Below are 26,820 nucleotides of genomic sequence, written 5' to 3'. Positions count from 1 at the left end.
CCGGGTTACGCCGGCGCACCGAACTGTTGGGCCACGGCGCGGCGGTCGAGCGAACCTTTCGCGGTGTGCGGCAGCTCGCGCGCCAGTTCGAAGGTGGCGGGAATTTCGAAGGCCGCCAAGCGTTCCCGGCAGAACTCGGTGAGTTCTTCGGGAGTCGGCGCGGGTTGACGAGGCACGATCACCGCCGCGACGGCTTCGCCGTAGAGCGGGTGGGGAACGCCGAAGACGGCCGGTTCCAACACGTTGGGATGGGTGGCCAGCACCTGCTCGACACGCTCCGGCGAAATCTTCTCGCCGCCCCGGTTGATCAGCTCTTTGATCCGGCCACGGATGCTCAGGTCGCCGTCGGCCGACAAGGTCCCCAAATCGCCGGTGCGCAGCCAACCGTCGGTGAAGTTGGCTTCGGTGATCTTCGGGTCGCCGAGGTAGCCACGCACCACGGTGGGGCCGCGCAGCCAGACCTCGCCGACCTCGCCGGGGCCGACGGGCGCGCCGCCGGACCCGACGATCCGGATCTCGGTCCCGGTCGACTTGCCCACCAGACCTGTTGACACAGCAGGGTTTTCATCCTCGTCGGGCCCTGTGGTGGCCACCTGGTGGGTGGCCTCGGTCATCCCGAACGCACACACCACCGGCGCGCTGAACTCTGCGTGCAGCGCCTGCGCCGTCTCCGGGGTGAGTGGGGCGCTGCAGCTGCGGATGAAACGCAGGGCGGCTTTGGTGCCGGACGATTCAGTTTTGGCACGCTCCAACAGGATCTGGTGAATGGTCGGCACCGCCGTGTACCAGGTGGCCCGCACCGCGTCGATGTCGTCCCAGAAGGTGTGCGCCGAGAACTTTCCGCGCGCCGGCAGCAACACCGCGCCCCCGGACGCCAGGGTCGATAGCAACGCGGCCATCAAGCCGTGGCCGTGATACAGCGGCATCACCGCGACCGTCGCATCCTGCGGGCCCAGCCGATACCCGGCGATGATCGCCCGGATCGAACTGGCGATGTTTCCGTGGGTCCATGGGACCATTTTCGGCAGGCCCGTCGTCCCGCCGGTGAACATGATCATGGCATCGTCGGGCCGCAGCCCCTCGGGTGCGGACGGGACCGGCTTCGGTTCCCCGGCAGCCTCCAAACGGACCGACAGGGCGCCGTCATCGTGGCCCACGCTCACCGCCACCGGCCACCACCGGACCGCTGGATCTTCCCCGTTGTCGGGGCCGCTGCCGTCCACCAGCACCACGCGCGCTCCGGAAGCCTCGGCGCGGGCGCGCTGGTCGCTGACGGGCAACGCCGGATCCAACGGGACCACCACAAGATCGGCTCGCGATGCGGCCAACAGTGCGATGACGAATTCGGCGTTGCTGCCTGAACGCAGCGCCACCCGGTCGCCCGGCAACAGACCGGCTCTGGTCAGCTGCCCGGCGAGGTCGTCGGCCAACCGGATCACGTCGCGGTAGCTGATCGCGACGCGGTCCGCGGTCACGACGAGCGCGACGGCCTCCGGCCGCCGTGTCGCCGCCACCATCACCAGATCGACAATCCGCGGACTCGACGATTCGGTGGAAGCATCGGCCGTGAACTGTTGCGCCACCGCCTTGGCAATCGATGACATCGCACGCTCCTCTCGGGTGTTGCCGGTGCCGGATCGGTTACTGATGGCCACCCTGCCGGTGACAACGCTGCTTGTCCAATACCGATCCGCTACCGCTCGATAGCCGGAACCTATCGAATGCGCCCCGGAAGCCGCCTGCGGCCACGGTCGATAGACAACGTAAATCACTGAATAGCGACCTGGTCTTGGACACAGCCCGGGCACTGGAACAAAGTGATGACCGAGACATCCGCGGCGGGGAGCGCTCCGGTCCCCCCTCAGACACGAGGAGTCGCCACCATGACCACGCAATCGGCACCTCCCGGCGAAGCGGCGGCTGGACCGGCCCCGAAGCGCCTGACCGACGGCTTTCACCTCATGGTTGACGCCCTCAAGGCCAACGACGTCGACACCATCTACGGGATCGTCGGCATCCCGATCACCGACCTCGCCCGCACCGCCCAGGCCGCTGGTATCCGTTACATCGGCTTCCGTCACGAGGGCTCGGCCGGGAATGCGGCCGCGGCCGCCGGTTTCCTCACGGCGCGTCCAGGCATCTGCCTGACGACGTCGGGCCCCGGCTTTCTCAACGGCCTGCCCGCGCTGGCCAACGCCACCGCAAACTGCTTCCCGATGATCCAGATCTCGGGTTCGAGCCGGCGGTCCATCGTGGACCTGCAGCGCGGCGACTACCAGGAGATCGACCAGCTCAACGCCGCCCGGCCATTCGCCAAGGCGGCCTACCGGATCAACCGGGTGGAGGACATCGGGCTCGGGGTCGCGCGCGCCATTCGCACCGCGATTTCGGGCCGGCCGGGCGGTGTCTACCTCGACATTCCCGGCGAGGTGCTCGGTCAGGCATTGGAGGTCTCCGTTGCCGCCGACAGCATCTGGCCGCTGGTCGACCCGGCACCGCGACAACTTCCCGCGGCCGAGGCGGTCGACCGCGCCCTGCAGTTACTCGCCGCGGCCCGGCGGCCGCTGATCGTGCTCGGTAAAGGCGCGGCATATGCCCGGGCCGACAACGTGATTCGCGAGTTCGTCGAGACCACCGGAATTCCGTTCCTGCCCATGTCGATGGCCAAGGGGCTACTGCCGGACTCGCATCCGCAGTCCGCAGGCGCGGCCCGCTCGCTGGCAATCGCGCGCGCCGACACGGTCGTGCTGATCGGTGCCCGGCTGAATTGGCTGCTGGGCCACGGCGAGTCGCCGCAGTGGGCGGCCGATGCCAAGTTCATCCAGGTCGACATCGCGGCGTCGGAGTTCGACAGCAACCGTCCGGTGGCGGCTCCGCTGACCGGTGACATCGGCTCGGTGATGTCGGCGCTGCTGGACGGTCTGGCCGGGCGTCCCGTCGTGGCGCCGGCGGAATGGACCGGCGAGCTGTCGGATCGCAAGGCGCGCAACGACGCCAAGATGCGCGAGCGGCTGGCCGAAGACCCCCACCCGATGCGGTTCTACAACGCGCTCGGCGCTATTCGCGCCGTGCTGCAACACACTCCCGATGTGTATGTGGTCAACGAGGGCGCCAACGCGCTGGACCTGGCCCGCAACGTCATCGACATGCAGTTGCCGCGACACCGGCTCGACACCGGTACCTGGGGGGTCATGGGCATCGGCCTGGGCTACTCGATCGCGGCCGCGGTGGAGACCGGACGACCGGTGATCGCGATCGAAGGTGACAGCGCATTCGGCTTTTCCGGCATGGAAATCGAGACCATCTGCCGGTATCGACTTCCGGTGACCGTGGTCATCCTCAACAACGGCGGCGTCTACCGCGGTGACGAAACGCCGGCGTCCGGCAGCGATCCGGCGCCTACCGTGCTGAACGCTCGGGCGCGTCACGAGCTGATCGCAGAGGCATTCAGCGGCAAGGGATATCACGTCACCACCCCGTCGGAGCTGACCGCGGCACTGACCGAGGCGCTGGCGTCGGGGGGACCGTCGATCATCGACTGCGAGCTCAGCCCGGCCGCCGGTGTGGAGAGCGGACACCTGGCGAGCCTGAACCCCACCAGCGCGGCCGCCGCACCGCCGGCACCGGTCAGCGTCCGCGGCTGATTCCCGACATCCGCGCGTCGAAGAACTCGTCCAGGGCCAACTCCCGCGCACCGGCGACAAGCGCCCGGGCCACGGGCGATCCCGGCCCGGTTGAGTTGGTGGCCAGGGTGATCTGAGCTTTGAGAATCGGGTCTACCAAGCGAACCGGGCGGACCTCGCCGCCGGTGGGCGTCGTCCACAGCCAGGTGTGCGGAACGATGGAAGCCCAGTGGCCAGTGGCAACCTGAGCGATCAGCGATGCGACGGAATCAGTCTCGACCTGCGGGCTGACCGTGATGCCATGCTTGGCCAACACTGCGTCGATCATCTGCCGATCCCGCATGTCCGGCGAGAGCAGGGCCAGCGGTAGTTGCGCGGCATCCGGCCAGCGCAGCGCCGACGTTCCCGCCGGAAACATATCGGCCGGGGCGATCAGCACATAGCGCTCCTCGTAGAGCGGCACCAATTCCACATCGCGGCTGTCTTCCGCTGAGGGGTGCGCGATGACCGCGTCCAGCTCGAAGTCACGCAGCCGCCGGTACAGCTCGGTCGAGGCCAGCCGGGAGCAGATTTGGGCCTTGACCAACGGGTGCGCCGAACAGAAACCCGACAACACCAGCGACGCCGTCGTCGACGCAGACGGGACCGTGCCCAGCCGCAGCGTCCCGGTGACTCCGGAGCGCACCGCGTCGACCTCGGCCTTGAAAGCGTCGTGTTCGGCCAGAATCCGCTTGGCCCACACCACCAACCGCTCGCCCTCGGGCGTAAGGCCCTCGAAGCTATGGCCGCGGTTGATCAGGGTGACGTTGAGTTCACGTTCGAGCTTGGCGATCGCCGACGACAGCGCGGGTTGTGAGACATAGCACTTCTCGGCCGCCCGGGCGAAGTGCCGCTCCTGGGCGACCGCCACGAAATACTCCAGCTGACGAAAGAGCACTGACACCTCCTCGGCGGTGGAGCACGATGTCGCTGAGGCTAACGTGTCGTCGGCCGGTCAGCCAGTCTCAACAGGCCGAGACCGCGCGCCCGGGGCGCCCGGGCCAGGTTCGCGGCGCGCGAGACCGGCCATCGCCCCGGACGCCGACTCGACGGGCAGCGACGCGATCGACGCGTGGAGGGCCGGCTGCCGCAGCGGGGCGCCGGCCGCGTCGCGACCCGGGCAAGACCGACGACGGATCGCTACCATGACGACCGGAGCAAAGCCGGACCGCCAGTCCGAGATGTTTGCTGCAGCACGTAGCGGGTACACAGCCCTAGAATGCGGTTGTGTTGATTGCGCCGTCCCGAAGGGTGACCGTCATGCGCCACGCAGTTCGTTATCTGTTCGTTATGGTCACAATCACGACGATGGCCCTGGCCGGGTCGGGCGCTCTGGCGAGCGCCGCGGTGCCTCTGCCGCAGCCCGTGCCAGCAGTCGCCGCGGTGTTGCCGGCCAATGGCGCAGTGGTGGGCGTGGCACACCCGGTGGTGGTGACCTTCACCGCTCCCGTCCTCGATCGCCGCGCCGCCGAACGGACCATTCGTGTCACCTCCCCCAGCAACATGACCGGACATTTCGAGTGGGTCGACAGCTTCGTCGTGCAGTGGATCCCCGACCACTACTGGCCGACCCATAGCCAAATTTCGGTGGATGCGCAGGAGCTGACCGACGGCTTCGAAACCGGCGACGAACTGCTGGGGGTGGCCAGCATCTCCGCACACACGTTCACGGTCAGCCGAAACGGAGAGGTCCTGCGCACCATGCCGGCGTCGATGGGCAAGCCCAGCCGTCCGACGCCGATCGGCAATTTCAGCGCCCTGTCGAAAGAGCGCACGGTGGTGATGGATTCACGCACCATCGGCATTCCGCTGAACTCTTCCGACGGCTATCTGATCACCGCCTCCTACGCGGTTCGGGTCACCTGGAGCGGCGTGTACGTGCACTCGGCGCCCTGGTCGGTCAACTCACAGGGCTACGCCAACGTCAGCCATGGCTGCATCAACCTCAGCCCGGACAACGCCGCCTGGTACTTCAACACCGTCAACGTCGGCGATCCGATCGAAGTGGTCGCCTGAGGCGGTGCTGATCTAGTCACCGCGCTGGCGTCGAGTCCTGGGTCCGGCGATCACATCTTTCACGTCGACCCCCGGGGGAGTCTGGTGCGCGTGGACGCATGAAAATTGCCAGCCTCTTGGCGACAAGCCCAGGGGCGCAACGAATTTGTAGAATTTGTCGCTGACAGTCGGGCAAAACGAGATACCCCGAACCCGCGGAGCCTGATGCGGCTGATGGGAAAGCCGCCGTTGGGTGGTACCACTTGGGGCACGACTGGATCGGCGCCGTCCCGGCAGGTGCCGGTAGGCATGACCGCGCGGGGTGGACACTGCGGCGTGTGGTGGTCCCGGGTCAGCCCAGGCCGACCTCGACGACCTTGACGACGACCAGCACCACCGCCACCACCAGGTAGCCGCGCAGGGTGAACAGGCCCGCACGACGGGCCGGTGACATGGTTGGGCGGGTCATGGTGGCCAGATCGGGCGTACGCCAGTTCGCCCGGTCCTGCCGGCGAACAGCACGCCGCTCAGCGCGGGTCAGCAACGAGGTGTCGTCGAGTTCGTCCACGTCTTGAGGATCCAGGCCGCCACCGAATGCCTGCGAGATCGTCTCCGCCTTGCGCCGGTCACCCTTGCGCCGGCCGGCGATCAGCACGGCCGTTCCGCCGATGATGCCGGTCGCCGCTCCGGCCCCGAGCCCGGCCACCAGGGTGTTGGTGGACAGGTGCGGGAAGAACGTCGCCGTCGTCAACGCGAGCGACAGCAACACCAGACACCATACCGTCGACCAGGCAAAGATGTTCTGCCGCAGCGTGTTTGTCCATGGCCCCAGAACCGCGCGGTCATTGCACAGCAGAACCAGGAAGACGGTCGCCGAGGGCAACAGGATGCCGGCGAGCGCCTGCACGCCCTGGGTTACCAGGCCCAAGACCTGATCGGGACTGAACGCAATTGCAGCCGACACCGCGAGGAGGACGGCGTAGCCGCCGTAGAACAGTGGCGCTTCGCTGACCTTCCAGTGCAGTGAGTGCCGCTTGCCCATTGCGTCACCGACGGCATAGGTGGTGGCCAGTCCGATCGCGTTCGCTCCGATCAGGGACGCGTCGAGCAGGATGATCGCGAACAGCATGCCCACCGTGCCGCTGAAGTGGTTGGCCAGACCCGTCGCCACCGCCCCCGCGTCGGTGAAGTGCCCGGCGTCGCCGGAGCCGGACAATCCGAACGCGGTCACCGCCATCAGCGCTGTCGCGCCGGCCATCACGACGACAATGCCGAGCACCAAATCAGCTCGCGCATAAGAAATCCACTGTGTGGTGATGCGCTTGTCGACCACGTTGGACTGCTGGAAGAACAACTGCCATGGCGCGACGGTGGTGCCGACGATCGCGACGATCAGCAACAGCACGGTGGCGTCTAGTCCGCCCGGGAACTGTGGCCGCAATCCGTCGACGGTCCCGGTGAAAGTCGGGTGCACCAGCAGCGCCATCGGGATGATCACCACGTTCACCGCGATCAGCAGGAACATCATCGCTTCCCAGCGGCGGAACGAGCCGCCGGCCACCACCGCGAACAACAGCACCGCAGCGGCCGGAACGGCAATGGTCTTGGGACAACCCAGGAACCCGAGTGCCATTGATACGCCGATGAATTCGGTGACGATCGTCAGCGCGTTGAGAATCAGCAGATCTCCGACGCTGAATGCGCCCCAGAACTTGCCGAAGCGTTCGAATATCAACCGCGCGTGCCCAACACGCGCGACAGCACCGAGTCGCAGCACCATCTCCTGGTTTACATACAGCACCGGGATGAGCAACGTCAGCGTCCACAACAGCTTCATCCCGTAGTCCTGCCCGGCCTGTGCGTACGTTGCGACACCGCCGGCGTCGTTGTCGCCAACCATCACGATCAGGCCGGGGCCACTGATGACCATCAAGGTCCGCAGGCGCGCCCAGCGTTTGCGGCTCACGCCTTCGCCGTCACGGGGAATCCGTCCGAAGGCACCGACGATGTCGCCACAATGTGCCGTGTCCGCCACCGCGGTGTCGGGCACGACGGGAGTGCGCGGGGTTTGGTCGGGTGTGCGACCGGGCGGGCCACCGTGGTGCCGGGTGGTGATCGAAGTCATCGGATTGCTCGCTATCTCATCGAAGTTGGCACGGCGGGCGGGCCGACTCGGCGGGCGGGGCGCCGGATCGGCGCCTGCCCGCTGAGTCGGTAGTGACACGTTGCCGCTTACTGCGGGCCGGTGATCACCGCAATGGGCATCCGCGCCAGGTACGCGTCGGCTCGCTGCTGTGGGGTCATCGTGAAGGACGCGCTCAGTGTGCCCGGCAGCCTACGGCTGGCGCCCAGCACCGACCGCCGGCCTTTGGTCAACCGGATAAACCGCCGCGGCGCAACAAGATTCGTGGTCATCGTGGTCATTGTTTTCTCCTGCCGGCAGCCCGATCGACTTGCGCCATTCGCCGGCGATACGAGCGCCCGGTCACGTGCCGCTCGGTGGCGCGTGCACATGCGCACGCGGCAACGGCTGTCCGGGAAAGCTCAGACGGCAGGGATGCCGGAGCCGGATCGGGACGAGACGGATTTCGGATAAGGACTATCGCCCGGACTACTCATCTCGCCCTCACCTCCTCACGGCCAGGACACACGCGGGTGTCAAAATACTCACCTGTACGAGGCGGGAACGCCCGGCGCCAACCGCTGGGCACACCCCTCTCGTCGGAGCTTCGGCACTGCACGGCGTATCCGGACCTCGTCCGGAAGCCACTTGGGCTCAACCCTTAAGCCGGGAAGAGCTGTCCTGACCCGGGGCGTCTCTCGACGTGCGGGGTCAGTGGCCTGTATCCATGCAGACGCCTCACCTACCGAGATGCTTGCGGGTCTAATGCTTACACCGGTATCGGCGGCTCGTCAAACGGGGAACGCGGCCCCCACCTACCCTCGAAGCCATGGCCACTACGTTGCAGGATCCCAGGGTCGCGGCGGCGCTCAATCGGATGTACAGCGAGACCGCTGATCAGATGGCGCAGCTACGGGACAAACGGGAGGATCTCGAGCGGCTGTCCTCGATGAGCAGCCGCGAACGCGCGGATGCGCTGAGTGCGTTCTACATCCCGGTGACCCCCGAAGCGGGCCAGCTGCTGTACGCGCTGGTGCGTGCTACCCGTCCCGGCACGGTCGTCGAATTCGGGATGTCCTTCGGCATTTCCGCGATCCATCTGGCCGCGGCGGTGCGCGACAACGGCATCGGCCGGGTGGTCACCACCGAGCTCAGCGCCACCAAGATCGCCGCCGCGAGCCGGACCTTCGCCGGAACCGGACTGGACGACCTCATCACCATCCTGGACGGAGATGCGCTCTCGACGCTGACCTCCCTGGACGGCCCGGTCGGTTTTGTCCTGCTCGACGGCTGGAAAGAGCTGTACCTGCCGGTGATCCGGTTGCTCGAACCATCGCTGTCCGCCGGTGCGCTGATCGTCGCCGACAACACCGAGGCAGCCGACACCCGGCCTTACTTGGAGTACGTGCGTGACCCCGGCAACGGCTATGTGAGCTTCAACTTCCCCGCCAGGCGCGGCGACGGCATGGAACTGAGCTGCCGGGCACGCACCTGACTACCGCAGCGACTCCTCGAGCCAGGGCAACAGCCACTTCACGCCTTCCGGAGTGAGGTGGACGCCGTCGCTGCGCACCTGGATGCCGTCGACCTTGGCGGTGTAAACGCCGTCGGGACACAGCTTCTTGTTCAGGTCGACGATCCCGACGTTCGGGTGATCACGAACCGTGTTGCGCAACATGGTGTTCCATTGGTTGACTCGGTCGGGTTGGTCCTCCGGGTACAGACGACCGTCGGGTTTCTCACCGCCCCGGCTGTAGGGGACGGTGGCCACCATCACGCGAACACCGCTGGAGCCGACGATATCGAGGGCTCGTTGCAGCTCGAAATTGAGGTATGCGTCGAAGGTCGGGTCACCGATGTGGGTCCACTTACCTTCGTTGACCCGGTCCACGGTCTCCCACCGGCCGATGATCAGCAGCGCGACATCCGGTTGGTCCTGGCTGATCTGTGTGGACCACCTGCTGGGCCAGCCGTCGCATTCGGGTCTTTGCTCCAGGGTCTGGCCGATGTAGCGATATGGCGTGCCGCGCACCAGGCTGCACCCGATGACGGTGTGGTCGAGGAATCGGAATCCGGGTGTGGGCGGCAGGTAATGCATCATGGTCCAGCCGATCGAATCACCGAACACCGAAACGGTGAACGGCCGGTTGGGATCTCGCGGGCCGGTGTTCGGCCCTGGTCGGCTCGGTCCCGGCGGCGACGGGGATACCGCCGCGACCGCCGAAACCCCCGGCGGCAGACCAACTTCACGCAGACCGGGTCCGGTTGCGACGGGGACAACCAGCATCGTCGCCGCGGCCGCGGTCGCCACGGTTGCCGCGGCAAGCGGCAGCAGCGGAACACCGGCGGGCCGCCAGCGCCGGATGGGTTGTTCGATCAACCACCATGATGCGGTGGCCAAGGCCACGGTCGCGCCACAGCGCACGCCGAACAGTTGGAATCCGGTCCATCCGGTGCGTTCACCGTTGAGCGTCAGGAAGATCGGCCAGTGCCACAAATAGACGCCGTATGAAATGGTGCCCAGCCAGACCAACGGCCGCCACGCCAACAGCCTCGCCACCGCTCCGCGCTGCTCGAGCGCCACCGGGGCGACCACGACGACGGCGGCCACGGCCACGGCCAGCAGCAGACCGTGCCGGAACTCGGCGACGCTGCCGGTCGCGAAGTGAGTCAGCGCCGCCAGCACGGCGACGCCGACGACCGGCAGCAGGCGGGCCATTCGCCGCCCCCACCGGCTCCGGACCAGGCACCAGCCGCGGTTCAGCGCGGCCCAATCCCGAACCAGCAGAGCCGATGCCGCAGCTCCGATCAATAGGGCCTGGGCACGCGTATCGGTGCCGAAATAGATCCGGTCACGCGTCGCCGCGGAGACGCAGACGATGGCCGCCGCGGCCGAGCCCAGGGCGCCCAGGGTGGCGATCACGAAGGCGGCGAACCGGACGTGGCCCACCGTGGTCTTGGCGAAGTAGCGTTTGGCCCGGGCCGCCAAGAGCAAGGTCACCGCTATCAGCAGCAGCGGCCAGGCGATGTAGTACTGCTCCTCCACCCCCAGTGACCAGGTGTGCTGCAGCGGTGACGGCGGGGCGCCCTGAGTGAAATAGTCGGTCTTCTGCGCCACAAACCGCCAGTTGGCCATCCACAGGAAGGCGGCGATCGCGTCGCTGCGCAGACCTGTAAGCGCTTGGTAGGGAAGGAATTCGCGTGCCGCGGTGACGGTGAGCACCATCAAGACCAACGCCGGCAGCAGCCGCCGGGCACGGCGAATCCAGAACGCGGTCAAGCTGATGCGGCCGGTGTGCCGCAGCTCATCGAGCAGCAGCGAGGTGATCAGGAATCCGCTGAGGACGAAGAAGATGTCGACCCCGATGAACCCACCGCCCATGCCGGGAATGCCGCCGTGCCCGGCGAGCACCAAGGTAACCGCGATCGCACGCAGTCCGTCCAGCGCCGGGATGCCGCCGTATCGCTCGGGCCGATCCGGGACAGCTCGCCGTCCCGCACGGCGCACCGGGGCCACCCAGCGGGGTCGTGGTGCCGAACGTGCCGGTACGGATTGCTTCCCGTCCGGCTCAGTGCTCGCGGTTAGCGCGCCCTGACCATGTTGCCGCCCGGCGCCTTCGTTGCTGCCGATACGTCGCTGCCCCTCCTCGTGATCCCAGCCAGCTTAGCTACGGCGACGCCGAAATCCTTCGAAGACACGCGCGGACGGGCTCATTCGGCGGCGTCGGCCTCGACTCCCACGCCCAGCTCGTCGAGCACTTCGGCGGTATGTGCGCCCAGTTCGGGTGCCGGACCGGCGACCCGGCCGGGAGTTCGGGAAAACCATGTCGGCACACCGGGAAAGCGCACCAGGCCATGGGGAGTGGCAACCGCCTCGAAGAAACCTGCGGCGTTGAGGTGCGGGTCGTCGAACAATTCCGCGGGACTGGACAACGGCGATGCCGGTATCTCCAGCTGCCGGAACAGCTCGAGCCATTCCCGGGTCGTGCGCTGGGCAATCGTTTCGGCCAGTAGCGCATACACCGTGTCGATCTCGCGCGCTCGTCCCTCCAGCGTGGCGTAACAACCGCTGGCCCAGGCCGGTCGCACCGCCTCGACGAAGGCCGCCCAGTGCTTGTCGTTGTAGATCAGTGCGGCGATGTAGCCGTCGCTGGTTCGGTACGGCCGCCGGTTGGGCGCCACCGTACGGGGATAGACCGCGGGACCCAGCGGAGGATCGAACATGGCGCCGTTGGCGTGCTCCACCAGCATGAAGGAGGCCATCGTTTCGAACATGCCGACTTCCACTTCTTGCCCTTCGCCGGTGCGTTCCCGGTGGAACAGGGCCATCATCGTGGCGTAGAGCGCGGTCAGACCGGCTACCTTGTCGGCCAGAATCGTTCCCACATAATTGGCTTCACCGGTCAGCTGCTCCTGGACGAACGGCAAGCCGCAGGCCGCCTGGATGGTGTCGTCGTAGGCCGGCAGATCCCGGTTGGGTCCGCGCCGGCCGTATCCGTAGCAGTTCGTGTAGACGATGCGCGGATTGATGGCGGCCACCTCGGGATAGCCGAAGCCGAGCCGGTTGATGGCTTTGGACCGCATCGAGTGGATGAAGACGTCGGCCTGTTCGACGAGCGCTCGTAGCGCGGATCTGCCGGACTCGGACCTCAAGTCCACGGTGATGGCACGCTTGCCACGGTTGACGTTGACGAACACGCCGCTCATGCCGCGGGCCGGCCCGACCGAAATGTAGCGGGTGTCATCACCGTCCGGCGGCTCCACCTTGATGACGTCGGCCCCCATGTCGGCCATGATCTGGGTGCAGTAGGGCCCCATCACCATTGCGGTCAGATCGACGACACGCACCCCGACCAGTGGGCCCGCGCTGTTGCTAGGCATCTGGCAGACCTTTGCTGCGCGTGGCCATTTCGAAGCTGTACCGAAGGTGCTCGCCGTGACCGTCGGGCACCACCGGAAACACCAGGGGTTCGGCGAGGTCACAGATGTCGTCGAGACGTTGGGCCACGTTCTCGATCGACCACGACGGACGGTGCACGCCAGGGGATTCGGCGACCACTGCTCGGGCAATTCGGCCGGCGACGGCGATCAGCATCTCGCCGGTGACCGGGCATGCTTCGTGAGCCAGCAGCCCGACGACCGGTGCCACCAGGTCCGCACCCATCGGTGGGTACGCCGACATATCCAGTCCGTCAGCCATTCTCGTCACCGCCGCGGGAACGATCACATTGCACAGCACTCCATCTGAAGCGCCTTCGAGCGCCACCGCATGAGACAGGCCGATCAGGCCCGCTTTGGCGGCAGCGTAGTTGGCCACGCCCTGATTGCCGTAGAGACCGCCGATCGACGACGTCAGCACGATGCGGCCGTAGTGTGCCTCGCACATCAGCGGGAACGCCGGCCGTACCACGTGAAACGCCCCCCGCAAGTGCACGTCGATGACGGAATCGAAGTCCCGGTAACTCATCTCCTTCAACGAGGCTCGTCGCACCGTGCCGGCGTTGTGGATGAGGATGTCGACCCGCCCGTAGCGGTCCAGCGCCGTCCGGATGATCGCCTGGCCGCCCGCAGCGGTGGCCACCGACTCGACGCATGCGACGGCGTCGCCGCCGGCCGCCCGGATCTCGGCTACCACCTGGTGCGCTGGGCCGGGGTCCATACCATCGCCGGTCAGACGGCAACCGATGTCGTTGACGACGACATTGGCGCCCCGGGAAGCCAGCAGCAGGGCATAGGCGCGGCCCAGGCCGCGGCCGGCCCCCGTGACCACGGCCACCCGGTCGTGGAATCTGAGCTGGCTCATCAGGATTCCAGGGCGAGGCCGTCCAGGCAGCCTTGGTCGCGCCAGGCCGCCAACAGGTCGCTGAAGGCGTAAAATCCCGGCCCATAAGGCTCGCCCAGATGCGATCGGATACCTTCGGTGCCGCCACCTTCGTTGTTGTAATAGCCCGGCGTGCATTCCAGGTCGAACGCGCTGTTGTCGATCGCCGTCTCCCGGATCGTCCGGCACCAATCATCTTGTGCCTCTTGGGTCGGCTCCACCGTCGTGGCACCACGCGCTAGGGCTCGCGAGATGATGTAGGCGATGTGCTCGCCCTGCAGTTCGTAGTTGGCGGCGATGTTCGCCGAGATACCGACCTGGGTGAAACCGGTGAAGAACTGGTTGGGGAAGCCACGGCTGGTGAACCCGTGGAATGTCCGGTAGCCGTTGCGCCAATGGTCGAAAAGTGAACGCCCGTCGCGGCCTTCGATCGTGTCGATCGAGTAGCGGCGGCTGATCTCGGTGGTGATCTCGAAGCCGCTCGCATAGATGATGCAGTCGAGTTCGTACTCGACGCCGTTGGCGACCAAGCCCTTTTCCGTGGCCCGCTGCACACCCTTGGTCGCCGATACGTCCACCAGCGTCACATTGGGGCGGTTGAAGGTGTGCAGGTATTCGTCGTTGGTGCACGGCCGCTTGCACAGGAACCGGTAGTACGGTTTGAGCGCTTCGGCGGTTTCGGGGTTCTCGACGAGGCTCGAGACCCGGCGCCGCAGCCGCTCCATGACCTTGTAGTCCTCTTCCTCCCGGATCGCCATGAACTGTTCCGGGGTCAGCGACGCCGGGTCCTCGAGCGCGAGCACGCGTGCGGCGGTGTTGCGGCCGAGCTCGGTCCAGAAGTCGCAGACGTAGTCGGGCTGGCCGAGCGCCATACCCTCGAACGTCCAGGCGTGGAAGTTGCGTTGCCGCTCCTTTTGCCAGCCGGGCCGGAGCGACTTCACCCACCCGGGATCGGTGGGCAGGTTGTTGCGCGGCCCGACCGACGATGGCGTGCGCTGAAAGACGTAGAGGTGCTTGGCATACCGTCCCAAGTAGGGGACTATCTGAACGGCCGTCGCCCCGGTGCCCACCACCGCCACCCGCTTGTCGCTCAGCTTGACCAGACCACCGTTGCTGTCGCCGCCGGTGTAGTCGTAGTCCCAGCGGGAACTGTGGAAGCTATGCCCCGTGAAGTCCTTGATGCCGGGAATGCCGGGCAGTTTGGGCCGGTGGAATGGTCCGGAGGCCATGACCACGAAACGGGCCCGCAGGTCGTCGTCACGGTTGGTGTCGACCCGCCAGCGTTTGATCGCCTCGTCCCACCGCAATGCCCGAACCTGGGTGGCGAAGATCGCCGAATCGTAAAGCCCGTAGTGCTTTCCGATGCGCCGGCAATGCTCGTAGATCTCGGTTCCGTCGGCGAACTTCTTGCTCGGCATGTAGTTGAGTTCTTCGAGAAGCGGTATATAGCAGTAGGATTCGTTGTCACACTGCAGTCCGGGATAACGGTTCCAATACCAGACACCGCCGAAGTCACCGCCCAGCTCGATGATCCGCACGTCGTCGACGCCGGCCTTCTTCAGATACGCACCGCACAGCAGCCCGCCGAAACCGCCGCCGAGCACCGCGACGTCGATGTCCGCCGAGATCGGATCGCGAACCAGCGGCGGCGAATGCGGGTCGGTTTCGTAATACCCCGCGAAGTCGTCGACGAGTTCGATGTACTGCTGGGAACCCTCCGGCCGCAGCCGCTTTTCGCGCTCGCGTCGGTACTTTTCCCGCAGCGCGAGCAGGTCGATATCCTCCGGCGTCTGGGTCGGCGGGCAGTCAGGGGCCGTCATGCCAGGGCGTTTTCGGGCAGCGCCGCCGGATGCAGAGGCGCCTCCATCTCGTGGGCCGAAGGCAGCACCTCGGCGGCGAACAGCCGGGTGCTGGCCATCGCCTCCTCGTAGGGCATGGTGCCGAACTGCGGGACGATGGTCAGCTCGGAAAACGAGCATGCCTGCTGTGCGGCACTGAGCCGCGTGAAGATTTCCTCTGGCGTGCCGATCAGCAGGTTCGAGGCGTGATAGCCCGGCGTCTTGGGAGCGCCCTTGGGGTCACCGGTCACCGACGAGGCCAGAACGGCGGTGGCGCTGGCCTCGCGGGCCGCATAGGCTTCGTAGCCTTTGACGCCCTTGAAGTTCGACGCATCGGCGAATCCGTAGTGCACCGTGACATCGCGGTTCGCCGTCCAGATCCACTCCTCGGACTTGGCGGCGTCTTCGGGTTTGGCCGTGCAGTACATGAACATGACGTTTTTGGGCTGGCAGGGCTGCAGGCCCTCTTCTTTGCGGAAGATGTTGACCTGCTGGACTTCCCGTCCTGCGTCCTCGATCGGCTTGTTGCCCACGAACAGCGGCACCATGCCGCGGCGGGCGAGGATCTCCAGCGACTCGGCCGTCGACGACGAACTGTAGATCCGGGAGAACAGGTCGCGGCTTTGAGGTTCCGGGCGCAGCGACATCTCCGGAACCGTGAAGATCTCGCCGTCGTAGGAGAACCGCTTCCCGGACAGCGCCAACTGCAGGATGTCCAGGGTTTCGTTGAAGCGCTGGCGGCTTTCCTCGCGGGGGACGCCGACGGCGGCGAACTCCCCCTTCGACACCCCGCGTCCGATTCCGATCGTGGTATAGCGCCCGTTGGAAAGAATGTCGAGATACGCGATCTGGTGCGCCAGCCGGACCGGGTGCCACCAAGGCGCGACGACCACGAAGGTACCCAGGCTGACCCGCTCGGTACGTCCGGCGAAGTAGCTGAGCGCCTGAATAGGGTTGGGTGTCATGCCGTACGGCGTCCCGCAGTGCTCCGGCAGCCAAATACCGTCGAACCCGAGCGGTTCGGCCAGATCACCGAGCGCGAGTGTCGCCTGGACGCACTGCCAGTCCGGGGTGGTGGCAGACTGACCGAAATCTCCGGCCAGCACGCGGTCCCAGTCGTGGGAGTTGTGCGCTCCCAGCCCGATATTGACCTTCATCGCATTATCTCCGTCGTCAATTGGCGTGGTGCACCGGTGCCCATATACATAGCGAGATTGCGGTGCAGGTTGGCGGTGCTGCGTTCCATATGGGGGTTGGGCTTGGGGCCGAGGAATCCCAGCGACTTCATGCCCTGCTGAACCGCAGCCATGTTTGAGAAGTCCTGCGGTAGCACAGCGCGCCAGCCCGGGTCGTCCGGTGGTGCGTACACCCATTCGGTTTGTGGCTCTTCGCCTTTCGGGAATAGCTCGTAGCAGGCAGCTTCGAAGATGCACTGGTCGGGATGGTAACCGTGCGGCCGGGCGCTGTAGCACAGCGCGGTGGTGAGGCCCTGCCCGATCTGGAAGTTCGGAAAAATCTGCCAGGCGGTGCCGCTGCCGGCCAGGTGTTCGGGATCGATGGCCGGCCAGATCACGCCTCGGGCGGCGTCGTCACGGCGCGCCGAGGTCAGCCAGTGGTCGAGCACCTGACCGGCGGGAGTGTCCTCGGGCAGCTCGTCGACCAATCGGAGCGCCGCATCCACCAATGTCTTGGTGGTGGTCGCGTTGGTCTCCTCCAGGGTGTAGCGCTGCATTTCCGCAGTGGACACCCGCGGGTCGGCGCCGGTGCCGAGGCGGATCTTGGATTGGGTTTCTTCCAGGCCTTCCGGGGCGTCGTAGCCGATGTTGCTGTGCTTTCCGTGCGCCCTGGCCCAGCCGCGGAAGTTGCCGAACTTGTTGAATTGCGGATGGGTGGTCGCGACGTGGTAGGTCTCGTTGAAGGCCTCCATCGCGACCTTCCAATTGCACTGGAAATACAGCCACTTGCGCCATTTGCAGCGCATATCCTGCAAGCGGAACGGGTCGAGCATGGTGGCGGCGGGTTCGAGGTAGTCGCGCAGGGGTTCTGCGGCCGGATCCATGTTGATCCAGATCCAACCGCCCCAGGTGTCGACGCGCACCGGCGCCAGATGGGTGTTCTCCGGGGTCAGGGCGCCCTGCCAATCCTGTTGTTCGGGGACGTGGATGCAGTTGCCGTCCCGGTCGTAGGTCCAGCCGTGAAATCCGCAGACGAATGACTTCTTGTGACCGCACGCATTTTTGACTCCCACAGGGACGTCGACGAGCCGGCGGCCGCGGTGCATGCAGACATTGTGGTGTGCCGTCAGCGTGTCGGATGCGGTCCGCACCACCACGATCGAGTCGTCGAGAACGTCGTAGGTGAGGTAGCTGCCCACCTTCGGCAGGTCCTCGACACGCCCAACTTGCTGCCATACCTTGCGCCACAGCTTGTCTCGTTCGGCACGGGCGTATTCTTCGGAAATGTAGGCTTCTACGCCGATCGTGACCGGCGCGCTCAGCTCGGCATCGTTTTCTGCCGGGTCCATCGAATTCTCCATCCCGCTCAGGCCTCCCAGCGCTTGATCGCCGCGCGAAACGATTCGCCCTTGAGAAACAGCGAGGTGTTGTCGGCGTCCAGATGTCCCCACTTGAGGTTCAGCCCGCCGTCGACCAGCAGGGTTTGTCCGGTGATGTAGCTCGACAGGTCGGACAGCAGAAACAGGATGGCGCCGGCCACCTCCTCCGGGCGCCCGCGCCGTCCCATCGCGATGGCTTGACGGTCGCGGTCGGGGTCCTCGTCGGTGTAGGTCCGCGACGCCGGCGTCTCGGTGACCCCGGGTGCCACCGCGTTGACCCGGACGGTGGTTCCGGCCGCGTCGCAAGCGAGTTCGAGGGCCATCGTGCGGGTCGCCGCCACAATCGCGGCTTTGGCGGTGCCATAGGCGATATGGAACGGCGCGGTATTCATTCCGCTAATCGAGGACAGCGAAACGATTGATCCCGGCCGCTTTTGGCGTTTCAATTCCGTGGCCACCGCCTGGCTCATGAAGAACATCGTCTCCAGATTTCGGGTGAACAGCTCGCGCCAAACGCTGCGGGCTACCCGGGTCGAGGGCATCCAGGTCGACGGGTCGGCGCCGCCGGCGACATTGACCAGCCCGTGTAGATTGCCGTCGGCGCGCCGTACCGCCTCCATGGTGGTGTCGACGCCGTCGTCGGTGGAGATGTCGGCCGCCACCGTCACCACTGGGAGTCCCGCGGCGATCAACGGGTCCAGGTGTTGGTCGAGATTGTCCTGCCGGCGGCTCACCGCGACCACCGTCGCCCCCGCCTGGGCAACCAGGCGCGTCACGGTGGTGCCGATGCCGCCGCCCGCCGCGCCGGCGATCACCACAACCCGTCCGGCCAAACTCAGCAAATCGTCACTCATCTAATTGTCTGGACAACGTAATGGTCAGGGTAACGGTGTGCATCCACAAAAGAACATGATTCTCGTAGGCGACGAGGCGCGTCAAGGTGGGTCACTGAATGCGTCCGTAATATTGTCTGGACCAGGGACCGATTGCTATGGTCCGAGCAGTGATAGCCGGAACCGGATCGAGACACCACACGGCCCACTCTCAAGGCCGCTACCAGGCCATGCGGCCGCCACGGGTCGCCGAAGGCTGGAGCCTGACCCGGCTCACTGCGCCCAGCCGCCTTTTCGGCGCCAACGGTCTGCGCACTGGTCCGGACGGCCGGGTGTACATCGCGCAGGTGACCGGCAGCCAGATCAGTGCGCTCGACGTGGCGACCGGGCGCCTGGACACCATCAGCCCCAAAGGAGGCGAGATCGTCGCACCCGACGACATCGCCTTCGGCCCGGACGGCAACCTCTACGCGACCGAGGTGATGGACGGGCGGGTCAGCCTGCGGGACAAGGCCGGCCGCACCCGGGTGCTTCGGGACGACGTGCCGTCCGCGAACGGGATCACCTTTCATCACGGCCGGTTGTTCGTCGGCGAATGCCGCGAGGCCGGACGCCTGCTGGAACTCGACCTCAACGGTGGTCAGCCACGCGTCCTGCTGGAAAACGTGCCGTTGCCCAACGCCATGGAGGTCGGGCCGGACGGGTTGTTGTACTTCCCGGTCATGGGAGCCAACGAGATTTGGCGCATCGATCCGGACGGCGGCGTTCCGGAATGCGTGGCCGGTGAGCTCGGCGTTCCCGATGCGGTGAAATTCGATCCCGACGGCTACCTCGTCTCCACCCAGGTGCATACCGGTCAGGTGCTGCGAATCGATCCCCGCAGCGGCGACCGCGCGGTGTTGGCGACGCTGAATCCCGGTCTGGACAACCTGACGTTCGCCGGCGAGCGGCTGCTTGTCTCGAATTTCACCGGCGAGATCACCGAAATCCTTGCCGACGGAACCACCCGCGCAACGCTGGAAGGTGGGTTGAACTGGCCGCTGGACTTGACGGTCGGCGCTGACGGAAATCTCTACATCGCCGACGGAACGTATTTCTACGGCCTGTCCGGGGACGGCACGCTGCGCGCCACCGGAATGCTGTTCACCCCAGGATATCCCGGCTTCTTTCGAGGTGTGACGGCCGTTGGCCCAGGGGAATTCGTGGTCACCACATCCAATGGCGAGGTGGCCAGCTACCGGCCGAACGACGGTGAAAGCGACGTTCTGGCAAACGGTTTCGACCAGCTGTACGGGGTGGCGGTGGCTCCGTCCGGCGCCGTGGTGGTGGCCGAGCTGGGAACCGGACGGGTGCTGTCGATCGGTCGCGACCGGGTCGACGTGCTGGCATCGGGTCTGAGCGAGCCGGTTGGGGTGGCGATCGCAGCCGACGGAACCTGCCTGGTCTCCGAAGCGGGCGCCGGTCGGGTGCTCGGTATCGGCGGCACCGGCGCGCTGCTGGACGGGCTGCAACGTCCCCAGGGCATTCTGGCACTCGACCGGCACCTCTACGTCGTCGACTCCGGCGCAAAGGAACTCGTCCGTTTCGACCTGGACGACGGCGACCGGCACACCATCGCGTCCGATCTGCCGCTCGGCGCTCCACCGGGGGTCATACCCAAGCCGCTGCGCGGGATGCCGCCGTTCTCCGGACCCCAGGGTCCATTCGCCGGCATCGCCGCCGGGCCCGACGGCACTCTGTATGTGTCTACGGATGCCGATGGCAGCGTACTGGCCTTGCGCCGGGAATCCTGAAGGGCGCCACCGTTGTCCGAACCCAAGATGATCGACCACCGCTATCTGCAGGTGGCGCGGACGTTACGCAAAGAGATCGTCGACGGTGTGTATCCGGTGGGGTCGCAGCTGCCGACCGAACACGAGTTGTGCGAACGGTTCGCGGTGAGCCGCTACACTGTTCGCGAAGCACTGCGCCGCCTGCGCGACGACAACCTGGTGTTGTCGCGGCCACGCACCGGAACGCTTGTCATGCCGCGTCCTTCGGCGGATTCCTATGTGCAGCAAGTCATGTCGATCGACGACCTGCTTGCGTTCGCCACCGGCACCCGATTCGCGATCGAATCCGTCGCCATGGTAACCGTCGACGACGAGTTGGCGGGCCGCACCGCGCTGGCCGGCGGCGAGCAGTGGCTGGCCGTCCGCGGATTCCGGCTGAACGACGGCGCCGAGCCGACCGAGGCCGCGCTGTGCCGCACGGAGTACTACATCAACCGGGCGTTCGCCGCGGTCGGCAGGCTGCTGCACCGCCACCACGGTCCCATTTTCCCGCTGATCGAAGATCTGTTCGGGCTCAGTATCGTCGAGGTCCATCAAGAGATTACGGCGGTCCTCATTTCCCCGGCGCTGGCCGACGGCCTCGACGTCGAACCGGGCGCGCCTGCCCTGCGGGTGCGCCGTACCTACACCGCATCCGACGGGCGGGTCGCCCAGGTCACGCTCAACACCCACCCTGCATCGCGGTTTCGGCATTCGATGACGATGCGGCGGATGCGCAGCTGACCATGGCCGCAGACCGGAAGCTGATCGGCGGCCGATGGATCCGCTGGGATGACGAACGCGCCGCCGAGGCGTACGCACGCGGCTGGTGGGTGGGAGAAACGCTGGCCGATGCGCTACACCGGGCCGCGCGGAATACTCCGCACCGGGTGGCGCTGGTAGGCGGCGATCAGCGGTTGGATTGCGAGACCCTGCACCACCGGGCAACCACGCTGGCACACGGGCTACACGCGCGGCTGCCGCCGCACAGTGTGGTGTCGTTCATGCTGCCCAACTGGCCCGAGGCCGCGGTGATCTACCTGGCCGCAACGCTGGCGGGGATGGTGGTCAACCCGATCCTGCCATCCCTGCGGGGTCGCGAGCTGCGCTTCATCCTCGACGACTCCGACAGCCGAATGGTCTTTGTTCCTTCGTGTTTCGCCAACCAGGACTACCCTTCGATGGTGCGCCGGGTGACCGCCGAGCTGGCGTCGCCGCCCGATGTCGTCGTGTTGCGGGGGAATTGCGATACCACCCTGATTCCGTTCCATTCGCTGTTCACCGATCCGGTGCCGAAAACCTGGCTGCCCGAACTGGATCCCGACGCCGTACGGATGATTATGTACACCTCGGGAACCACCGGACGCGCGAAGGGCGTTCTGCACACTCATAACTCGATCCACGCGCTGATCCGTCAGATCGGTGAGGACTGGCTGATCGAGCCGGGCGACGCGTTCCTGGTTCCGTCACCGATCGCCCATATCGGCGGCTCCGTCTATGCGTTCGAATGTCCGCTGCTGCTGGGTACGACCGCGGTGCTGATGGACCGGTGGAACGCCGAGCATGCGCTGCGGCTGCTGCACGCCCAATGCTGCACCCATATGGCCGGCGCCACCCCGTTTCTGGAGCAACTGCTCGCCGCCGCGCAACGAGCCGATGCCAGGGTGCCCGCCCTGAAGTTGTTCGTGTGTGGCGGCGCGTCCGTATCTCCGTCGCTGATCCGCAGGGCGAGCGCGTATTTCGGACCGGCCGTCGTCACCCGGGTGTACGGCTCGACAGAAGTGCCGGTCACCACCGTAGGCTCACCGGATTCCCCCGACCACGCCGCTGACACCGACGGCCGGGTCGGCCTCGCCGACGTCAAGCTGGTGTCCGGGGAGATCCTGGTGCGCGGCCCGCAGATGCTGGCCGGCTACCAGCACCCCGACGACGAGGCCGGATCCTTCGACGCCGAAGGCTATTTCCGCACCGGAGACCTCGGGCGCCGGGTCGACGACGACTACCTGGTGATCACCGGACGCGCCAAGGACGTCATCATCCGCAACGGCGAAAATATCTCCCCCAAGGAAGTCGAGGACATCCTGGTCAACCATCCCGGCATCGCCGAGATCGCGATCGTCGGGCTGCCCGACGAACGCACCGGGGAACGGGCCTGCGCTGTCGTCGTACCCACGAGCTCGCCCGGCCCGGAGCTAGCCGAGTTGCGCAGCTTCCTGGAAGCCGCCAGCCTGGCGCGATTCAAAATGCCTGAACAACTGGTGGTCTGGGATGGCCTGCCGAAGAACGACGCGGGGAAGGTGCTCAAGCACCAGATCAAGGCGGCACTGATGAAAGTCGAGCAGTGAGATGCAGGTAGCAGTCGTCACGGGCGCAACGGGCGGGATCGGCTCCGGTTGCGCGACAAGGCTTGCCGAGATGGGTATGGCGGTGCTGGCGACGGGACGCGACGCCGGCAAGCTGGCCGAGTTGGTCCACGCCATCGGCGATCCCGACCGAGTGGCCACCTGTACCGTCGACCTGACCGATCACGACGCCCCCCCGCGGATTGCCGACGCCGCCCTCACCCGCTGGGGCCATATCGATTTCCTGGTCAACGCCGCCGGAGTGGGTAGCCCCAAGCCGCTGCATCAGACCGACGACGAATCCCTGGACTACTCCCTGAACTTGATGCTGCGGGCACCGTTTCGGCTGATTCGCGAAGTGCTGCCGCACATGTCCGCCGGCTCGGGGATCGTGAACATCACGTCGACGTTCGCCGTCGTCGGCGGCATGCGCGGCGGGGCTTATTCGGCGGCCAAGGGCGGGCTCACTGCGCTGACCACCCACATCGCCTGCCAATACGGGGCGCTGGGAATACGGTGCAATGCCGTGGCTCCCGGGGTCATTCAGACACCCATGACCGAGCATCGGCTGCAGGACGAGCGGTTTCGGCGGATCAATGTCGAGATGACACCGCATACGCGGCTGGGCACCGTCGACGACGTCGCCGGCACCGTGGCGTTCCTGTGCTCCCCGGGCGGGTCCTTCATCAACGGCCAGACTATCGTCGTCGACGGCGGCTGGAGCTCCACGAAGTATCTCTCCGAATCGGCGCTGACTACGCAGTGGAAAACCGAATAGCTTGGGTCCACAATGCGGGTGAGCAACTCGCCCTTAGCTGACGAAGCTGGTCTATTGCGTCGTCTTCGTCGTCTTCGTCGTCTTCGTCGCCTTCGGCGTCTCAGTCCTCGCGGAGGACAACGGATTTGTCGCGCGGCGGCGGACACCTTCAATATCCGGTGATACCACCCGGCGCCGCCGCCCCCATCAGCTAACCAACCGTTTCCGACGTAACGCGCAAGGCTCTCGCCTCGGTCGAGACCTGCGCCCACGGAGTTGGGCACCCGGCTTTCTGGTACCGCAAACCGGGAGCGAAGACTCTGCGCGCGGCTACGATCAGCCGAAGTCGAGCAAGGCGTATACCCCGCGGAATGGCTTCACTGGCGGGAAGCGCCACAATGCGGGGTAGAGGGTCCGGAAGAACAGGCCCCGCCCTTTGGGCATCGGCACATCGCGCACCGCGCGGACCCCTGGCACCGTGTTGACCAGATCGGCTACTTGATGCACCGAGAGGCTGAACGGCATTGGCGGAACTCTGTAGTGCCTGGACGAGCGCATACCTTTGGGCGCGATCTTCTTGACGATGGTGGGCGGCAGGTCGAAGAACATCTGCCCGCCGGCAAACCGCTTGGCGCACTGAGTGATCAGCTCCATAGCCTGTTGGGGCTGTAAGTACATCAGCAAGCCCTCTGCCGTGATGAATACCCCTCTACTGCCGTCCACCTTGTCCATCCAGGTGTAGTCCAAAGCGGACTGACTGAGACTGGTGATACGCCCGGAATGCGGCAACAGGCGTTGCCGCAGTTCGATCACCGGCGCCAGATCGACCGATATCCAACGAAATTGAGCGTCTGGCAATGCACTGCACGTTCGCCAGAAACTGGTTTGAAAACCTTCTGCCAGTGCAACCACGGTGGCCTCGGGGTGCTTGGTGAGGTACTCGATCGCGCACTGATCGACAGCCAGCGAACGCAACGCCATCTCTTGACCTTTGCGTCCAAACTTGCCGAAGTCGAAATCGATGGACTCTACGAGTTTGATCGCCATAGGGTCATCGATGATCGCATCAGGCCGTGCTGCTTGGTAGGCCCTGCCGTTGAGGGTCAGCAGCGCGGTCTCTGAGATGCCGCTGAGCATCCTGGCGCCTATTTTGTCGTTGGCTGAACGACTCACCGAGCTAACCTATCTGAAGTTCTTCTGACTTGAGCCGCACCGAGACAGCGATGTGGGATCGGCAGCTTTCGGCGATTTCGTTCGGGGCGCGCTCACGCAGTGTAGGCACCGGACCCATCGCTTCAGGTCGCTGACCCGAGCTTCCCGAGTGCCTGTCCTCCTAGACGGCGGCCGCTTTGGATTATACCCTAGGGGGTATATTACGGGATGAGCACCCGCACGTACCCTGTAGCCAAAATCGACAAGGAGCCACCATGGCACGAGTCGTTGTCCTCGGCGCCGGCATCGCCGGACATACTGCCGCTCTGCATCTGCGCCGATGGCTTGCCCGCGAGCACGAAATCGTTGTGATCTCGCCGAACGCCGACTGGAACTGGATTCCGTCCAATATCTGGGTCGGCGTGGGCCGCCTCGAACCGGCGCAGGTGTTGATCCCACTCAAGCCGATCTACCAGCGCAAGGGCATCGTCTTTCACCAGGCGCTGGCGACTGCCATCCGGCCTGAGGGCACCGGTGAACAGGTGTCGCCATCGGTGGACTTCACTTACACCGACGACGCCCGCCGCGGCGAGACCGGCAGCGTTACCTACGACTACCTCATCAATGCCACCGGCCCCCAGCTGAATTTCGCGGCCACACCTGGCCTCGGGCCCGACGGACACTCGTACTCGGTGTGCACCGCCGCCCACGCGGCCGAGGCCGCCAAGGCGCTTGACGCGGTCATCGCCAAGCTGAAAGCGGGCCAGAAGCAACGCCTCGTCATCGGCGTCGGACACGGCACTTGCACCTGCGAAGGCGCGGCGTTCGAGTACACCTTCAACGTCGAACACAGACTGCGCTCGACCGGGGTGCGAGATCTGGCCGAGGTCATCTACCTGACCAACGAGTACGACCTGGGCGACTTCGGAGTCGACGGCATGAAGTTTGTCGACAAGGGCTTCATGCAGTCCAGCCGGTTGTGGACCGAGTCACTTTTTCGCGAACGCGGCGTCACGGCCATCACGCAGGCCCATGTGCATGAGGTGATGGAGAGCAAGCTGCGATACGAGCAGCTCGACGGCAAAGAGCACGACCTGGACTTCGACTTCGCGATGCTGCTGCCACCGTTCAGGGGCGCCAGCCTGGCTGCCTACGACAACGACGGCAACGACATCACCTCAACGCTTTTCGCGCCGTCAGGCTTTCTCAAGGTCGATGCGGACTACTCGGGCAAGCCTTACGACGAATGGTCCGCCGAGGACTGGCCACACACCTACGAATCCGTCGCCTACCCGAACATCTTCGCGCCGGGCATCGCATTCGCTCCCCCACACCCGATTTCCCGACCGCGCAAAAGCGTCACCGGGACGGTCATCACCCCCAGCCCACCGCGCACCGGCATGCCGTCGGGCATCATGGCCAAGACGGTCGCGGAGACCATTCGCGACCGCATCACCAAAAACGCCGGAGCTCCGGCCCACCGCGCCTCCATGGCCACCATGGGCGCCGCATGTATCGCGTCGGCGGGGACCGGCTTTCGCGACGGCTCGGCTGCCGCGATGACGATGTTTCCGGTCGTTCCCGACCGGGTGCGCTACCCGCAGACCGGCCGCGACATCGCCGGCACGTCCGGCGAGCTCGGACTGGCCGGCCACTGGATCAAAGTGCTACTGCACCACCTGTTCATCTACAAGGCCAAGGCCAGGCCATTCTGGTGGCTGATCCCTGAATGAAAGGCACTCCCATGGCCCCTATGGATGCGGACAGCAGCGACTCGGAGGTGAACGTCCGGACCGCCGAACGCATCGCCGACGCTCCTTTGCCCACCGGTGCGAAGCTTCGCATGCGGCAGAACCTTCTGATCCAGTTCTGGCGTTTTGCTCGCATCAATCTGAAGATGATGCGAATCATCTTCAGCGGTCACGACTAACCC

The 26,820-nt window shown here is 65.9% G+C and carries 21 protein-coding genes and 1 riboswitch; of the genes, 9 read left to right on the top strand and 12 right to left on the bottom strand.

Annotation, left to right across the window (positions count from 1 at the left end):
- Positions 1 to 5: 5 nt before the first annotated feature.
- Entirely contained in the window at positions 6 to 1,604 is a 1,599-nt protein-coding gene (locus EET10_RS00890) for a FadD7 family fatty acid--CoA ligase (RefSeq protein WP_036395038.1), read from the bottom strand.
- Positions 1,605 to 1,883: 279 nt separating this feature from the next.
- Between EET10_RS00890 and oxc the strand changes: the two genes are divergently transcribed.
- Entirely contained in the window at positions 1,884 to 3,644 is a 1,761-nt protein-coding gene (oxc, locus tag EET10_RS00885) for an oxalyl-CoA decarboxylase (RefSeq protein WP_036394917.1), read from the top strand.
- On the opposite strand, the gene EET10_RS00880 is transcribed toward oxc, so the two are convergent.
- Positions 3,628 to 4,560 (bottom strand): LysR family transcriptional regulator, encoded by a 933-nt coding sequence (locus EET10_RS00880; RefSeq protein WP_036395034.1) that lies wholly within the window; start codon positions 4,558 to 4,560, stop codon positions 3,628 to 3,630. The two genes, oxc and EET10_RS00880, sit on opposite strands and share 17 nt — an antisense overlap.
- 362 nt (positions 4,561 to 4,922) lie before the next feature.
- Here EET10_RS00880 and EET10_RS00875 point away from each other — a divergent pair, with 362 nt between their 5' ends.
- Complete coding sequence (locus tag EET10_RS00875; RefSeq protein WP_122502715.1) at positions 4,923 to 5,678, top strand: L,D-transpeptidase; 756 nt, start codon at positions 4,923 to 4,925, stop codon at positions 5,676 to 5,678.
- Positions 5,679 to 6,009: 331 nt separating this feature from the next.
- On the opposite strand, the gene EET10_RS00870 is transcribed toward EET10_RS00875, so the two are convergent.
- The gene (locus tag EET10_RS00870) at positions 6,010 to 7,782 is read right to left on the bottom strand and encodes an NRAMP family divalent metal transporter (protein WP_036394915.1); all 1,773 of its coding nucleotides are present in this window, start codon (positions 7,780 to 7,782) and stop codon (positions 6,010 to 6,012) included.
- 107 nt (positions 7,783 to 7,889) lie between these two features.
- Positions 7,890 to 8,081, bottom strand: coding sequence for a hypothetical protein (locus EET10_RS00865; RefSeq protein ID WP_036394912.1), 192 nt, complete (start codon positions 8,079 to 8,081; stop codon positions 7,890 to 7,892).
- A gap of 282 nt (positions 8,082 to 8,363) precedes the next feature.
- Positions 8,364 to 8,536: riboswitch (M-box (ykoK) riboswitch) on the bottom strand.
- A gap of 72 nt (positions 8,537 to 8,608) precedes the next feature.
- Between EET10_RS00865 and EET10_RS00860 the strand changes: the two genes are divergently transcribed.
- Positions 8,609 to 9,274, top strand: coding sequence for an O-methyltransferase (locus EET10_RS00860; protein ID WP_036394910.1), 666 nt, complete (start codon positions 8,609 to 8,611; stop codon positions 9,272 to 9,274).
- Here EET10_RS00860 and EET10_RS00855 read toward each other — a convergent pair whose 3' ends face one another.
- The 7 genes from EET10_RS00855 to EET10_RS00825 form a co-directional block, all read right to left on the bottom strand.
- Positions 9,275 to 11,287, bottom strand: coding sequence for an acyltransferase family protein (locus EET10_RS00855; protein ID WP_036395031.1), 2,013 nt, complete (start codon positions 11,285 to 11,287; stop codon positions 9,275 to 9,277).
- A gap of 203 nt (positions 11,288 to 11,490) precedes the next feature.
- On the bottom strand, positions 11,491 to 12,660 hold the full coding sequence (locus tag EET10_RS00850; protein WP_036394907.1) for a CaiB/BaiF CoA transferase family protein: 1,170 nt from the start codon (positions 12,658 to 12,660) through the stop codon (positions 11,491 to 11,493).
- Positions 12,653 to 13,582 carry an SDR family NAD(P)-dependent oxidoreductase gene (locus EET10_RS00845; RefSeq protein WP_122501821.1) on the bottom strand — a complete coding sequence of 310 codons (930 nt, stop codon included), beginning with the start codon at positions 13,580 to 13,582 and terminating at the stop codon, positions 12,653 to 12,655. Before EET10_RS00845 ends, EET10_RS00850 begins: the two co-directional genes overlap by 8 nt.
- Positions 13,582 to 15,420: a flavin-containing monooxygenase gene (locus EET10_RS00840; RefSeq protein ID WP_063467294.1), complete on the bottom strand. Its 1,839-nt coding sequence runs from the start codon at positions 15,418 to 15,420 to the stop codon at positions 13,582 to 13,584. The genes EET10_RS00845 and EET10_RS00840 overlap by 1 nt, the downstream gene beginning before the upstream one ends.
- Positions 15,417 to 16,595 (bottom strand): LLM class flavin-dependent oxidoreductase, encoded by a 1,179-nt coding sequence (locus EET10_RS00835; RefSeq protein ID WP_063467295.1) that lies wholly within the window; start codon positions 16,593 to 16,595, stop codon positions 15,417 to 15,419. Before EET10_RS00835 ends, EET10_RS00840 begins: the two co-directional genes overlap by 4 nt.
- Positions 16,592 to 17,962, bottom strand: a complete 1,371-nt coding sequence (locus EET10_RS00830; protein WP_063467303.1) for an aromatic ring-hydroxylating oxygenase subunit alpha — start codon at positions 17,960 to 17,962, stop codon at positions 16,592 to 16,594. The genes EET10_RS00835 and EET10_RS00830 overlap by 4 nt, the downstream gene beginning before the upstream one ends.
- Before the next feature lie 17 nt (positions 17,963 to 17,979).
- On the bottom strand, positions 17,980 to 18,846 hold the full coding sequence (locus EET10_RS00825) for an SDR family NAD(P)-dependent oxidoreductase (RefSeq protein WP_063467296.1): 867 nt from the start codon (positions 18,844 to 18,846) through the stop codon (positions 17,980 to 17,982).
- A 209-nt stretch (positions 18,847 to 19,055) separates the two neighbouring features.
- Here EET10_RS00825 and EET10_RS00820 point away from each other — a divergent pair, with 209 nt between their 5' ends.
- From EET10_RS00820 to EET10_RS00805, 4 genes are read left to right on the top strand one after another with little or no spacing between them, the layout of a single operon-like run.
- The gene (locus EET10_RS00820) at positions 19,056 to 20,618 is read left to right on the top strand and encodes an SMP-30/gluconolactonase/LRE family protein (protein WP_063467297.1); all 1,563 of its coding nucleotides are present in this window, start codon (positions 19,056 to 19,058) and stop codon (positions 20,616 to 20,618) included.
- A gap of 27 nt (positions 20,619 to 20,645) precedes the next feature.
- Positions 20,646 to 21,380, top strand: coding sequence for a GntR family transcriptional regulator (locus tag EET10_RS00815; protein ID WP_167480243.1), 735 nt, complete (start codon positions 20,646 to 20,648; stop codon positions 21,378 to 21,380).
- Positions 21,381 to 21,382: 2 nt separating this feature from the next.
- Complete coding sequence (locus EET10_RS00810) at positions 21,383 to 22,981, top strand: AMP-binding protein (protein WP_063467299.1); 1,599 nt, start codon at positions 21,383 to 21,385, stop codon at positions 22,979 to 22,981.
- A gap of 1 nt (position 22,982) precedes the next feature.
- Positions 22,983 to 23,756 (top strand): SDR family NAD(P)-dependent oxidoreductase, encoded by a 774-nt coding sequence (locus EET10_RS00805; RefSeq protein WP_063467300.1) that lies wholly within the window; start codon positions 22,983 to 22,985, stop codon positions 23,754 to 23,756.
- A 315-nt stretch (positions 23,757 to 24,071) separates the two neighbouring features.
- Here the strand turns inward: EET10_RS00805 and EET10_RS00800 are convergent, their stop codons facing one another.
- Complete coding sequence (locus EET10_RS00800) at positions 24,072 to 24,872, bottom strand: class I SAM-dependent methyltransferase (RefSeq protein WP_063467301.1); 801 nt, start codon at positions 24,870 to 24,872, stop codon at positions 24,072 to 24,074.
- Between the two features lie 290 nt (positions 24,873 to 25,162).
- Between EET10_RS00800 and EET10_RS00795 the strand changes: the two genes are divergently transcribed.
- Entirely contained in the window at positions 25,163 to 26,620 is a 1,458-nt protein-coding gene (locus tag EET10_RS00795; RefSeq protein ID WP_036399286.1) for an NAD(P)/FAD-dependent oxidoreductase, read from the top strand.
- Positions 26,621 to 26,640: 20 nt separating this feature from the next.
- Positions 26,641 to 26,817, top strand: coding sequence for a hypothetical protein (locus EET10_RS29410; protein WP_168990947.1), 177 nt, complete (start codon positions 26,641 to 26,643; stop codon positions 26,815 to 26,817).
- Positions 26,818 to 26,820: the final 3 nt, after the last annotated feature.

Origin of the sequence: Mycobacterium pseudokansasii (assembly GCF_900566075.1) — a bacterium.
GTDB lineage: Bacteria > Actinomycetota > Actinomycetes > Mycobacteriales > Mycobacteriaceae > Mycobacterium > Mycobacterium pseudokansasii.
This window is presented reverse-complemented; position numbering and strand designations above follow the sequence as displayed.

Coding starts and splice junctions, on each gene's coding strand:
- EET10_RS00890 (WP_036395038.1), bottom strand. CDS start 1,604: ATGTCATCGATTGCCAAGGCGGTGGCGCAACAGTTCACGGCCGATGCT.
- oxc (WP_036394917.1), top strand. CDS start 1,884: ATGACCACGCAATCGGCACCTCCCGGCGAAGCGGCGGCTGGACCGGCC.
- EET10_RS00875 (WP_122502715.1), top strand. CDS start 4,923: ATGCGCCACGCAGTTCGTTATCTGTTCGTTATGGTCACAATCACGACG.
- EET10_RS00870 (WP_036394915.1), bottom strand. CDS start 7,782: ATGACTTCGATCACCACCCGGCACCACGGTGGCCCGCCCGGTCGCACA.
- EET10_RS00865 (WP_036394912.1), bottom strand. CDS start 8,081: ATGACCACGATGACCACGAATCTTGTTGCGCCGCGGCGGTTTATCCGG.
- EET10_RS00860 (WP_036394910.1), top strand. CDS start 8,609: ATGGCCACTACGTTGCAGGATCCCAGGGTCGCGGCGGCGCTCAATCGG.
- EET10_RS00850 (WP_036394907.1), bottom strand. CDS start 12,660: ATGCCTAGCAACAGCGCGGGCCCACTGGTCGGGGTGCGTGTCGTCGAT.
- EET10_RS00845 (WP_122501821.1), bottom strand. CDS start 13,582: ATGAGCCAGCTCAGATTCCACGACCGGGTGGCCGTGGTCACGGGGGCC.
- EET10_RS00840 (WP_063467294.1), bottom strand. CDS start 15,420: ATGACGGCCCCTGACTGCCCGCCGACCCAGACGCCGGAGGATATCGAC.
- EET10_RS00835 (WP_063467295.1), bottom strand. CDS start 16,595: ATGAAGGTCAATATCGGGCTGGGAGCGCACAACTCCCACGACTGGGAC.
- EET10_RS00830 (WP_063467303.1), bottom strand. CDS start 17,962: ATGGACCCGGCAGAAAACGATGCCGAGCTGAGCGCGCCGGTCACGATC.
- EET10_RS00825 (WP_063467296.1), bottom strand. CDS start 18,846: ATGAGTGACGATTTGCTGAGTTTGGCCGGACGGGTTGTGGTGATCGCC.
- EET10_RS00820 (WP_063467297.1), top strand. CDS start 19,056: ATGCGGCCGCCACGGGTCGCCGAAGGCTGGAGCCTGACCCGGCTCACT.
- EET10_RS00815 (WP_167480243.1), top strand. CDS start 20,646: ATGATCGACCACCGCTATCTGCAGGTGGCGCGGACGTTACGCAAAGAG.
- EET10_RS00810 (WP_063467299.1), top strand. CDS start 21,383: ATGGCCGCAGACCGGAAGCTGATCGGCGGCCGATGGATCCGCTGGGAT.
- EET10_RS00805 (WP_063467300.1), top strand. CDS start 22,983: ATGCAGGTAGCAGTCGTCACGGGCGCAACGGGCGGGATCGGCTCCGGT.
- EET10_RS00800 (WP_063467301.1), bottom strand. CDS start 24,872: ATGCTCAGCGGCATCTCAGAGACCGCGCTGCTGACCCTCAACGGCAGG.
- EET10_RS00795 (WP_036399286.1), top strand. CDS start 25,163: ATGGCACGAGTCGTTGTCCTCGGCGCCGGCATCGCCGGACATACTGCC.
- EET10_RS29410 (WP_168990947.1), top strand. CDS start 26,641: ATGGATGCGGACAGCAGCGACTCGGAGGTGAACGTCCGGACCGCCGAA.